At 62.8% G+C, this 11,431-nt stretch carries 9 protein-coding genes; 2 read left to right on the forward strand and 7 right to left on the reverse strand.

Annotated elements, in window-relative coordinates:
* Positions 1-790 (reverse strand): DUF624 domain-containing protein (locus tag C8271_RS06040; protein ID WP_212591327.1); only part of this gene is annotated, 790 nt, incomplete at its 3' end.
* A gap of 184 nt (positions 791-974) precedes the next feature.
* On the opposite strand from C8271_RS06040, the gene C8271_RS06045 reads away from it, so the two are divergent.
* Positions 975-2,264 carry an alpha-L-fucosidase gene (locus C8271_RS06045; protein WP_106507909.1) on the forward strand — a complete coding sequence of 430 codons (1,290 nt, stop codon included), beginning with the start codon at positions 975-977 and terminating at the stop codon, positions 2,262-2,264.
* 24 nt (positions 2,265-2,288) lie between these two features.
* Here C8271_RS06045 and C8271_RS06050 read toward each other — a convergent pair whose 3' ends face one another.
* From C8271_RS06050 to C8271_RS06075, 6 genes are all read right to left on the reverse strand, one after another.
* Positions 2,289-3,728, reverse strand: coding sequence for a family 20 glycosylhydrolase (locus tag C8271_RS06050; RefSeq protein WP_106506552.1), 1,440 nt, complete (start codon positions 3,726-3,728; stop codon positions 2,289-2,291).
* Between the two features lie 143 nt (positions 3,729-3,871).
* Positions 3,872-5,644, reverse strand: coding sequence for a type 2 periplasmic-binding domain-containing protein (locus C8271_RS06055; RefSeq protein WP_106506553.1), 1,773 nt, complete (start codon positions 5,642-5,644; stop codon positions 3,872-3,874).
* 48 nt (positions 5,645-5,692) lie between these two features.
* Positions 5,693-7,432 (reverse strand): extracellular solute-binding protein, encoded by a 1,740-nt coding sequence (locus tag C8271_RS06060; RefSeq protein ID WP_106506554.1) that lies wholly within the window; start codon positions 7,430-7,432, stop codon positions 5,693-5,695.
* A 75-nt stretch (positions 7,433-7,507) separates the two neighbouring features.
* A complete protein-coding gene (locus C8271_RS06065) occupies positions 7,508-8,512 on the reverse strand; it encodes an ABC transporter permease (protein WP_245920958.1) in 1,005 nt (334 codons plus the stop codon).
* 5 nt (positions 8,513-8,517) lie between these two features.
* Complete coding sequence (locus tag C8271_RS06070) at positions 8,518-9,471, reverse strand: carbohydrate ABC transporter permease (RefSeq protein ID WP_106507910.1); 954 nt, start codon at positions 9,469-9,471, stop codon at positions 8,518-8,520.
* Positions 9,472-9,605: 134 nt separating this feature from the next.
* A complete protein-coding gene (locus tag C8271_RS06075; RefSeq protein WP_245920960.1) occupies positions 9,606-9,989 on the reverse strand; it encodes an L-rhamnose mutarotase in 384 nt (127 codons plus the stop codon).
* 113 nt (positions 9,990-10,102) lie between these two features.
* Here C8271_RS06075 and C8271_RS06080 point away from each other — a divergent pair, with 113 nt between their 5' ends.
* Positions 10,103-11,407: an enolase C-terminal domain-like protein gene (locus C8271_RS06080; RefSeq protein WP_106506556.1), complete on the forward strand. Its 1,305-nt coding sequence runs from the start codon at positions 10,103-10,105 to the stop codon at positions 11,405-11,407.
* Positions 11,408-11,431 lie beyond the last annotated feature (24 nt).

Raw genomic sequence — 11,431 nt, forward strand, 5'->3', positions numbered from 1 at the left:
TGTTATCAGGCCGATTCAACCTCGTGCTAGACAGTGTCTGCGTGATCACATTGCTATTATTGATTTTTTTTTTTGAGGGAACCGGCACCCACCAAGTTATGCACAGGGTGGGAGCCAGCTGTCGTCGGTTGTGTATAGGAGACAGCTGTGGTGCTGAGCCGTCGGCGGCTGTGTCGCTGTGCGCCGCATCGATCGTCGCGAGAACAGTAGCCACTGGATCGCGCAGCAGGGCATCGGCGATCCGTACGGCGCCAGCCGGTCCCAGCAGGGCGCCGACGGGGGGCAGCACGATGCTGAGCAGCGACCACAGTGCGACGGCGAACAGCGCGAGCAGGGATCGCAGCGGGATCGCTCCCGGGAAGAGCAGGGCAAGTCGCATCGTCACCGGCCAGTCTTGGCGGCGCACGCGTGGGGAGGCGACCATCACCATCAGGCTGGACGTCGCCCAGGCGCCGGCGAGGGTGGAGATCGTGGCCATCGCCGCGCCGTATCCGGGGGATTGCCCAAGCGTTCGGACGGCGAGCGAGAGACTGCCGATCGAGGCCACCTGAATGAGGATCAGCGGGAGGAGTCGCAGATTCGCGCGGACGAACTGCTCCCGGTAGGCGCGCCACATCACACGAAAAAGGTGGGGGGACTCGTCCTGTGCGCGGGCGCGCATCACGTCCGCGGCGGCGCAGGTGGCGGGGGCGACGCCGAGAACGAGCAGCCCCAGCAGGCTGAACGCCAGCCACAGCAGGCTGGTGCCGATCCAGAACAGCACAGACTCGATGATCTCGTTCGAGCGCATCACCCAGGCGGGTGGCGATCCGGCGTCGCGCGAGCGCGGTGCGCGGCTCGCGTCGGGATGGCGCCGCTGTCGAGGTTGTGTGCTGTGTCCGTTCTGCCCTTCCACACCTCGGATGCTAGCCGAGGGTCGTTGGGGATGCGCCGAACCACTCGTCAAAACACCCGATGTCTGGTTGACTTTGTTCATGCAGTCCACATCGGAAAACATCCTTGCCCCAACACCTGAACAGCTGGAATGGCAGAAGAAAGGCCTTGGTGTCTTCTTTCATTTCGGTGTCAACACCTTCTCTGGCCTGGAATGGTCCGATGGGACGGTGCCACCGTCGGTCTTCAACCCCACCGACCTCGACGCCGACGAGTGGGTGCGCACAGCGAAAGAGCTCGGCGCCGCCTACGTGATCCTCACCGCGAAGCATCATGACGGCTTCTGCCTGTGGCCCACTGCCACCACCGACTACTCCGTGGCCTCGTCCCCATGGAAGGACGGCGCCGGCGACGTGGTGCGTGAGGTGGCCGACGCGTGCCGCCGCCATGGACTCGAGTTGGGCCTATACCTCTCACCGTGGGACCGCAACGCCGAATGCTACGAGGATCCCGCCGCCTACGACGAGTTCTATTGTCGCCAGCTGCGTGAGCTGTGCACTGATTACGGTCCGCTGATGGAACTGTGGTTCGACGGCGCCGGGTCAGCTGGCCGTGAGTACGACTGGGAACGCATCGGTGCGTTGATCGACGAGCTCCAGCCCGGTGCCATGGTGTTCAACATGGGGCCGGCCACCATCCGGTGGGTCGGCAACGAAGACGGGCTGGCCAGCGACCCTGTCGAGTACGTCGTGCGCTCCACGGACCTCAATAACTACGACGAGGACGTGGTCGCCCTGGGACAGGCCCGTTACCTGCCGCCAGAATGCGACGTCTCGCTGCGACGCGGCTGGTTCTGGCAAGAAGGCGAGGAACCCAAGTCCCTCTCGCATCTCCTGGCCATCCACGACCGCTCGATCGGCCTGGGGGCCGGACTGCTGCTGAACATCCCACCGGACCGACGTGGCCGCATCGACCCCGAGGACGCTGCACGCGTCACGGAGCTTGCTCGGGCTCTTCAGGCCCGCTTCGGTCGCCCGCGCACCGCCGTGCTCAGCGAGAACGCTGACGGTCTGACTGCTCGGCTCAGTGCCGACGGTGAAGCTCTGCGGGTCGATCATGTGGAGCTACGGGAGAACCTCGTCAGCGGGCAGCGCATCACGGGGCACCGCATTCTCGCGGGAGAGCGTGAGATCGCCGCCGGGCAGACCGTTGGCGTACGCCGCATCCACCGTCTGCCGCAGCCCGTGGAGGTCGACAGCCTGCGGATCGAGCTCGACGGCGACGGGGGATGCCTGGAGGCGGTGCTCACCTACGACGCTGGTGACGCTCCTGTGCCTGACGAGCAGATCGCCTATCTCGCGACCACCGAGCGGCCCGACGCTCAGGTGTGAACGGGTGCCGACGAGTTAGCCGGGTCAGCGGCGCATGAGAGCCGGGCGCTGGAGCGCATCGTCGAGGCCACCGGGCCGGGAGGTGCGGGACCAGGCCCGGCGTTGCCCCTCGAGCACCTGACGGATCCGGCTCTGCGGCACGGGGCCAGTTGCCGCATCCAGGCAGAGATCCGCGAGGTCCGCCACCTGAAGCAGATCCGCGGCATGCCCTGACTCAGCCCCCGCATGACGTGCGCGAACCCGTTCGATAACCTTCCGGGCTGCCGCGGTCTGGTCGGCGCGTGGCCGATCGTGCTCCGTCAGCTCGATGCCCAGGAACACGTGACCCAGCAGGGTCGCGTTCAATGCTGTCAGCGGTAGCAGGGTGTCCAGGGACCCGAGATCCAGCACGCTCTTCAGCTCCGCGTCGCCGATGATGCGAGCAGCCAGTTCATGTGCCTGCGCTTGCGTCGCGCCGTGAGGATCCCGGGCAAGCACTGAAGCATAGGCCAGTGGCACCACCTGCAGCACGTATGGCTCCCACGAGCCATGATCACCCCAGTGTGTGAGTAGCAGCCCGCCACGTTCACAGCCCGCCGGGGGCGCGCAGTCCACCAGGGCGCGGGCGGCATCAGCGATGTTCTCCCAGGCATTCGCGGTGCGGCCGGCCACACTGTTCCACGCGCCGGTGCCCGGTGCAGCCCAGGGAGCCATACCGCGCGCGATGAGCGGGGTCAGGCGGCGGGCGAATCCGTCGGCTAGACCGCGGTTCACCTCGGAATCAGGGATCGCACGCGGATCCCGTACCCGTTTCAGCATCGTCGGTGATTCATAGATCCACACGATCGGTTCGATGCCGTCGGGAAGCAGGGCGGCATTATCCGGGTGGTGCTCGAGCACATCGGCCCACATCTGCACCCGGTAGCCGCGATCACACCACGGCGCAGCGATTCTGGCGAGATGTTCGGCGTACACGGTGCCGAGCCCTCGTTGCTCGCAGTCCTCCTGTGAGACGCCAGTGCCGAGTTCCCACGGTTCATCACCGCCGATGTTCACCGCCTGCGTGCGGCACGTCGCGGTCAGCCCTTCCAGCAGCTCCTGGGCAAAAGCTGCGTTCTCGGGCGTAGGGGCAAGTGTGGTTGGCTCCTCGAGATCAGGCCGCTCCGCACGGTGGCGCAGACGGTCATGCTGCAGCCACCGCTCCATGTGACCCACCACGTTCTGGTTCGGCACCAGGTCGATGCCGTGTTCTGCGCACAGGTCATCCAGCTCCCGCATCTCCTGCGCATTCAGGGGAGACGCCTTGCCCCAGACGTCGTCGTGACCTGCATGGGCGAAGGTGTGCTCCATGTACAGCTCGAGCTGTGTGTACCCGAGGGGCGCAAGCACCTCGGTCACAAGCCAGCGCAGGGTCTTAGAGGTCGGAACGCGGTCACGGGAGATATCGAGCATGTAGCCGCGTCGGGTGATGGGAGCGGTGGTCATCGTGCGTCTCCTGAACACTGGTGCGATGGTCGGGGTGGATGCAGCGACGCCGCCGCGGTCCGGTTGGATCTGCGGCGGCGTGCGCGGCATGGATGCGGAGTGGCCGACGGGACGACTCACACCGACGACAAGCCTGGGGGCGATCAGTACTGCTGGTCGTACGCGGCCTGTTCGATCTCGAGTGCGCGGGCGAGGCCGATTGACTCGAATTTCTCCGTGTACGCCTTCCAGTCGGCGTCCTTCGTGAAATCCACCTTGCCAGTGGCCAGATTGGCGTAGCTCTGCTGAAGATACTGCTCGAGGTTGGTGCGCAGCTCGCCGATCTCAGCCGACTGATCCATGTCGTATGCGAGGGTCGGGATGCACTGCTCCTTCGGAACCTGGTACGGCTCGTAGGCTTTCCCCGCCTCATAGAGCGACGGTTCGATTGATGCGCCGCCCTCGAGAACAGCCTCGCCATGGCGCTGGTCCATGGACTTGTAGGAAGGGCCCCATTCCCACCACACCTGGTTCTCCAGCTCAGCGTTCTCTGGAATGACCTGGTAGACAGCCGCTTTCCCATCGATGCCCTGCTGGTCCGTATCGGCCCAGTCCCATCCAGTACCTCTCTCGCCGCGCCCCAAGGAAACGGTGGTGGCGAGCTCGTACTGGTAGTCCGCCCAACGAATCATGGTCACGGGATCGGGACACGAGTTCGTGATCACAAAGTTGGGCGAGCCTATCTGGTACCAGAGCCAGTCGCTCGTGCGCACGCCGTTCGGACCGGCCATCGGCGGCAGGGGCTTCATGATGACGGCTGCCGACGTCTCATCCGCCATGTTGGTGTTCGCGGTAAAGGTGCCCTGGGAACCGCCGGTGGTGATGCCGAATCGGGGACCGTTCGGATCATCGCCGTACTGCTTGAGCTGGTCATTTGTGAGCGACAGGATGCCCTGGTGGAAGTTGCCCTTGGCGAACTGCTCCTGGATCCAAATCATGCCCTCCCGGTAGGCGTCCTGCGTGGGGAGCCAGGTGACCTTGCCGTCGATTAGCGCGGTGTAGGTCGTGGTGTTGGGCAGGAAAGATCCCTGGAAGAAGTTGAACAGGCGCATCATCGAATCGGAGTCAGAGAGAACGAGTGCGGCGTTCTTCGGCAGATCCGACCACGTCTTCCATTCCTCGAGGAGGGCGTCGAAGTCTTCCAGTGTCTCTGGCACGGATGCTCCGACGGCGTCCAGCCAGTTGTGGTTGTACCAGGTGCGCACGGGTTCGCTCTTGCAGTGGAAGCAGTCGTTCATCGCCGGTACCGCGTACATGCGGCCATCGGGTGAGGTGAACAGCGAACGCATGTCGGGGAAGGTGTCGAACATGTCGCGGATGTGCGGGGCATGCTCGTCGATCAGCTTGTCCACCGGGAGGAACAACCCCTGCTGGCCATACACGCTGATCTGTGAGACCGAGAAGAGGCCCATGCCCGTCATCAGCGCGTGCGGGAGGTCGCCGGCGCTGAGAATGGCGTTGACCTTGGTCTGGCCGTCATCACCGAGCGGAACCGGCTCGTACTTCACCTTTACACCTGTGACCTCCTCGAGGTATTGGGCGTAGTAGTTGGTGGAGTAGTCGAGTCCCGGAATGGTTCGGGTGAGCATGGTGAACTCGGTGGAGCCGTCGGCGAAGGGCTCGAGGGCGCGAGCCTTCGGGCCCTTGTAGCCCTCCGGGTAGTTCACGCCGTCGATCTCGGGGCTCATCTCAACCTTGAGCGAGGCGCTTCCCTGCTTGTAGTCCGCGTCACCGACGACGTCGGCACCAGTGCCACCGCTGGAGCCGCCGGAGCAGGCGGCAAGCACAGTAGGGGCGGAGAGCGCGGCAGCGGAAACAGCGCCTGCTCGAGCTAGCAGGCCACGGCGAGTGAGAGAACGGTCTGGTGTGTGTGTCATGGCAATGTCTTTCGGGTGATAGATGGCCGTGCCTTCGGCCGGGGGTGATCAGGAGCTGGCCTTGCTTGCCTCGGCCTGGACCTCGAGGTAGCGGGACAGGCCGGCGTTCTCGAGTTCAGAGGCGAACTGCTTCCAGGCCGCGTCGTCGTCGATCTCGGCTCGGCCGATACTGAAATCCGTGATGTACCGCGTCGTGATCGTCGAAATATTCGTCGCGTACTCGCCGATCTCCGCTGCCTGGTCAGTGGTGTAGAAGGGCTGAGCGAAGTACTCATCCTCTGGAGAGGCCCACTGCTCGTACAGCGTGCCTGCTTCGTAGAGGGCGGGCTCGACGGAGCGGGTGGCGTCAACAGCCTCGGCGTGCCGCACATCCATCGACAGGCTGAACGGTCCCCATTCGTCCCAGGAGGTGTTCTTGAGCTGCTTGCTGCTCTCCTCGGTCTGTGGGATCCGCTCGTACATGGCCTGCTTGCCGTCAATGCCGGTGGTTCCCTCCTTCGCCCACGTCCAGGCCTTCTCGAAGGGGCCCAGTCGCATCGACAGCGTGGACATGAGCGACATCTGGAAGTCAGCCCAGCGCACCAAGGTCTCTGGGTCCTTGCAGGCCTGTGTGATGACGAGCCCGATGTATGCGCCAGCGTCATATTTCCAGGGGATGGTTGCTTTCCCGTTTGGTCCATCGAGCGGTTGCTGGATGACGAACTGGTTGATGACTGATTCTGGTTTGGAGAGTTCATCGGTGGCGAGCCAGCCCTGAGATGAAGCGTGGGCGAAACCGACTCGATTTCCATCCGGGTGCATGGTGAGACGCTGGAACTGCTCAGACGTCTGCGTGAAGAGGTTCGGGTCCACGAGCGCTTCATCGACCAAGGAGCGGATGTACCGCAGTGCTTCGCGGAACTCGTCGAGGACCGGTGTGTACTCGACGGCCTCCCCGTTCTTCCGAAGATAGTCGATACCGGGGTTCAGGAAGGCCGAGGCGAAGAACTCGATGGGCAACTCATCTTTAAAGCCGGAGAAAGCCTTGCCCTCAGGATGACGTCCCGCAAATTCCCTGAGAACTTCGCGTAGTTCGTCGGTGTTCGTCGGTCCTGCATCCGCCCCGATCTCCGCGAGCCAGTTCTTATTGACCCATGTGCGCGCGGAGCTCGACCGGCAATGGAAGCACTGGTTGATGGACGGGAAAGCGTACATGCGCCCGTTCGGTGCGGTCAGAGCGGGTCGGAATTCGCTGAACTGAGAGAAATGCTGCTGGAGCTCTGGCGCCCACTTGTCGATCAGTTCGTCGAGAGGCTGGAAAAGGCCTTGTTCACCGTAGACATACAGCTCGGAGGGGCTGAAGCCTCCCATCCATTCCGGACCCAGCATGAAGGCGTCGGGGAGATCGCCGCTGGAGATGATGGCATTGACCTTCGTCGTGCCATCATCGCCCATCGGGACAGTCTGATAGTCGACTGTGACACCGGTCTGCTCCTCGAGGAATGCGGAGAACGCGTTTGTCTTGAGGTTGTTTCCCGGGGCGGACCGGGTGAGCACGGTGAACGTCTCATCGCCGCTGTAAAAGGGCGAGTAGTCCCTCAGCCGCGGCCCCGCATACCCCTCGGGGTAGATCGGTCCATCGATCTCCGGCGGAAGTTCGACTTCAAGCGAAGCCGAGCCCTGGGCATAGTCGGGGCTCTGTCCGGCAGAGCCGCCACCGCCTGAACCGCTGCATCCGGCCAGGCCCAGTGCACCAACGAGCGTTCCTGCGGACACCAGCGCCGACCGACGGGACAGACGCAGAGGCATCTGCGAATCAGTGCAGGTGGGGCAGTGGGATTCGGGTTGTGGTGACATCGTTGTCCTCGGTGATGGTGGCTTTTCTTAGAACAGTCCGGCTTTGGTGATGCGTTTAGAGAGATAGTTGACGGTGATCAGCAGCACGAGGCTGATCACTGAACGGAACAGGCCGATCGCCGTGGCGTAGCTGTACTGGGGGATCGGGCTGTTCAGACCCACTTGATAGACGTAGGTGTCGATCACTTGCGAGGTCGTGAGGTTCAGCGGGTTCTGCAGAAGCAGGACCTTCTCGAACCCGACGCTCATGATCGTGCCGACGTTCAGGATCAGGAGCACGACGGCGATCGGGAGGATCGCCGGTACATCGATGTGCCACATGCGGCGAAGGTGGGAAGCGCCGTCGACTTTGGCCGCCTCATGCAGCTCCGGTGGGACGGAGGACAGCGCAGCCAGGTAGATGATGGCGCTGAACCCGGCTGTCTGCCAGATTCCTGACCAGACGTAGGTGTGTCGGAACCATCCAGGATCCGTGAGGAAGGCTGGCGGGTCGATGCCGATGGCCCTCATCCCGACGTTGAGGATGCCGGTCCCGGGATCGAGCAGCATCACCAGGATGCCGACGACCACGACGACGGAGATGAAGTTTGGCGCATAGGTGATCAGCTGAACCACACGAGAGAAGTACTTCTGTCGAATACCGTTCAGGGCGAGCGCCAGGATGATCGGGATCGGGAAGCCCGCGATCAGCTCGTAGAAGGCGAGCACCAGAGTGTTCGTGAGGAGGACCTCGAAGTTCTGGCTGGTGACGAAGCGGACGAAGTGCTTCAGCCCTACCCACTGTGATCCGGTGATGCCGCCGACGGGGGTGTAATCGCGAAAGGCGATCTGTACGCCATACATCGGCCAGTACGCGAAGATCGCGACCCAGATGATGGCCGGGGCCAGGAGCACATAGAGCTGCCAGCTGCCGGCGAAACGGCTGCGCAGCGACTTCTTCCGCTGCCCCTCGAGGACGGGCTGCTTGCGCTTCTTCTTGTCCTCGTCCTCGAAGCGGAGCTGGTCGACGAAGTTTCCGGTCTGCTCTGACACGGGGATCAACCTTTCAGTGAACCGATCATCATGCCCTTGACGAAGTGCTTCTGCACGAACGGATAGGCGATGAGCGGGGGCACGGAGGCGATGATGATGAGTGCGTACTTGAGCTGGTCGGCCAGGCGTTGCATCGCGGCGATCCGCTCAGGGTCGATGCCAGCGATCTTCGAGGGGTCGAAGGTGTTCTCCAGCAGAATGTTCCGCATGACCAACTGCAGTGGGTACAGCGAGGAGTCCGTGAGGTAAATCAGGGCGTTGAAGTACGAGTTCCAGGCACCGACGCCATACAGCAGCAGGTTCACGGCGATGATGGGCTTGGACAGGGGCAGGGCGATCTGCACGAAGAATCGGAAGTCTGAGGCGCCATCGATCCGAGACGTCTCCAGCAGCTCGTGGGGCACCGTTGTCTGGTAAAAGGTGCGTGTCACGATCAGCTGCCACACGCTCACAGCTGTTGGCACGATGATCGCCCACGGGGTGTTGAGAAGTCCCAGGTCGCGCACTACGAGGTAGCTGGGGATCATGCCGCCGGAGAACATCATCGTGAAGACGAAGATGAGAGTGAAGAAGTTTCTGCCCATCAGGTCGGAGCGGGAGAGCGCGTAGCCTCCGGTGGTGGTGATGAAGGTGCCCAGGAGCATGCTGCCGCCGGCGTACATGAGTGAGTTGAGGAAGCCGCGAGGAATCTCCGGGTAGTCCAGTACCGCGCGGTACGCCTCAAGAGAGGGCTCGATTGGCCACAGCCACATCTCACCGCTGGAGACCGCCGTTGGGTTCGAAACGGACGCGCTGATGATGTAGATGAACGGGTAAATGATCGTTGTTGTGAACAGCAGCAACGCGACGATCATCACGATGTTCAGGACCTTGTCCGACCGAGGATCCTTGATCCGCCGTCCGGCAGAGGTGCGCCGGGTGGCGCGGTCGGTTCTAGTGCCGACAGTTGCGGAAGACATCCGTGTCTCCATCCTTTCCGATCCTCGGCGGTGAGGCTTGCCTCAGGGGACCATAGACATCGGATGTTAGTCAAGTGTGTGAGGCGCGAAGATCCGATGTCTTGGTGGCAAAGGCGGCAGTGACGATGGGGAGGTCAGTCACTCGACCGTTGACCGAGTGTCCATACGCGGCGAAGGCCTGAGTCGTCGCCGCTGTAGTCGTCGACGGCTTCGAGGAGCTGGTTGATGTGTTCCTGCCAGCGGATGTTCACCGGATCCTGAGCCAGCCGCTTCCGCATGGCGCGATAGTCGTCAACGGTCACCAGATGGAAGAGGTCCAGGCCATCGCGCCAGATCGTCCAGTTGTGAACGCCGGCGCGACGCATGGCTGATTCGAGCTGCTCATCGAGCGCAGCATGTTCGCGCTCGTAGTCGGCCTCTCGGCCAGGTGCGATGCGGGTGTGTAGGGCGATGGTCTCCATGGATGCCTCCGGGGAGTGGTCCGAGTTCTTGACGGTGTTCGAGTCATATGCTCTCATAGAGTCACACTAAAGGTCCGATGATTCGTCGGCGCATGGTCGTTGGTGACCATGAAGGATCAGATCTCTTGCCCGGCACAGCTGAGGGCGGCCGCGCACTTCGAAGGATGGCCATGAGCACCGTCATTGCTCTTGACGTCAAGGACGTCCGCTTCCCCACCAGTCGCATGCTGGATGGTTCCGATGCGATGAATCCCGACCCTGATTACTCGGCCGCCTACGTGGTGGTCCGCACGAGTGGAGAGGAGGAAGGACATGGTCTCGTGTTCACGATTGGCCGTGGTAACGACGTGCAGTGCGCCGCTATCCGCGCGCTGGAGCCAAAGCTGCTGGGGCGTGACGTCGATGTCCTGCTCGCTTCACTGGGAGAGGTCTCTCGAGAACTGATTGAAGATTCTCAGTTGCGCTGGCTGGGTCCGGAAAAGGGCGTGATGCACATGGCGATCGGCGCCGTGCTCAACGCACTGTGGGATATGCGGGCTCGTCGCGAGAAGAAACCGTTGTGGCTGCTGCTCGCCGAGCTCGACGTCGAGGAGATCCTCGACCTGGTTGACTTCCGGTACCTGAGTGATGCCCTCACCCGCGATGAGGCAGCACAGATCTTGCACCGTGCCCAGCCTGGACGTGAGGCAGCGATTGCACGACTGCGAGAGCACGGGTATCCGGCGTACACGACGTCGGCCGGCTGGCTCGGCTACAGCGACGACAAGGTGACCTCGCGGTTGAAGGAAGCCGTGGAGCAAGGCTTCTCTATGGTCAAGCTCAAGGTCGGGCGGGACATCGCCGACGACCGTCGACGCTTCGCCGTTGCGCGAGAACAACTCGGGCCTGATTTCCCGATCGCCGTCGACGCTAACCAGACCTGGGACGTAGCCGAAGCGGTGGCATGGATCGAGGCCCTTGCCGAGTTCAATCCCTACTGGGTAGAGGAGCCCACGAGCCCGGATGACGTGCTTGGCCACGCAGCGATTCGAACGGCCGTCTCGCCGGTGCGCATCGCCACCGGTGAGCAGGTGCAGAACCGAATCATCTTCAAGCAGATGCTTCAGGCAGGTTCGCTGGACGTCCTTCAGCTCGATGCCACTCGCGTGGGAGGCGTCGGCGAGAACATCGCCATTCTGCTGTTGGCTGCCAAGTTCGGCGTGCCCGTCTGCCCTCATGCCGGAGGAGTGGGGCTGTGCGAGCTCGTGCAACACCTGATCATGTTCGATTCCATCGCTGTCAGCGGTGAGATCGGATCGCGTCGCCTCGAGTACGTGGATCATTTGCATGAGCATTTCGAGACCCCAGTGGTGATCAGCCGGGGTGCCTACCAGGCACCTGAAGCGCCTGGAAGCGGAGCACGGATCCTGGAAGAGTCGCTTGCCGCGCATACTTTTCCCGAGGGTGAGGTGTGGCGTGCAGAGGTCTCCGTCTGATCTGGTGAAGCAGGAATCGTGAGG

Origin of the sequence: Brachybacterium timonense (genome assembly GCF_900258505.1) — a bacterium.
Lineage (GTDB): Bacteria > Actinomycetota > Actinomycetes > Actinomycetales > Dermabacteraceae > Brachybacterium > Brachybacterium timonense.

What these genes read in the sequence shown, in the direction of transcription:
- C8271_RS06045 (WP_106507909.1), top strand. Translation starts at nt 975, where the DNA reads ATGCAGTCCACATCGGAAAACATCCTTGCCCCAACACCTGAACAGCTG.
- C8271_RS06050 (WP_106506552.1), bottom strand. Translation starts at nt 3,728, where the DNA reads ATGACCACCGCTCCCATCACCCGACGCGGCTACATGCTCGATATCTCC.
- C8271_RS06075 (WP_245920960.1), bottom strand. Translation starts at nt 9,989, where the DNA reads ATGAGAGCATATGACTCGAACACCGTCAAGAACTCGGACCACTCCCCG.
- C8271_RS06070 (WP_106507910.1), bottom strand. Translation starts at nt 9,471, where the DNA reads ATGTCTTCCGCAACTGTCGGCACTAGAACCGACCGCGCCACCCGGCGC.
- C8271_RS06060 (WP_106506554.1), bottom strand. Translation starts at nt 7,432, where the DNA reads ATGCCTCTGCGTCTGTCCCGTCGGTCGGCGCTGGTGTCCGCAGGAACG.
- C8271_RS06080 (WP_106506556.1), top strand. Translation starts at nt 10,103, where the DNA reads ATGAGCACCGTCATTGCTCTTGACGTCAAGGACGTCCGCTTCCCCACC.
- C8271_RS06055 (WP_106506553.1), bottom strand. Translation starts at nt 5,644, where the DNA reads ATGACACACACACCAGACCGTTCTCTCACTCGCCGTGGCCTGCTAGCT.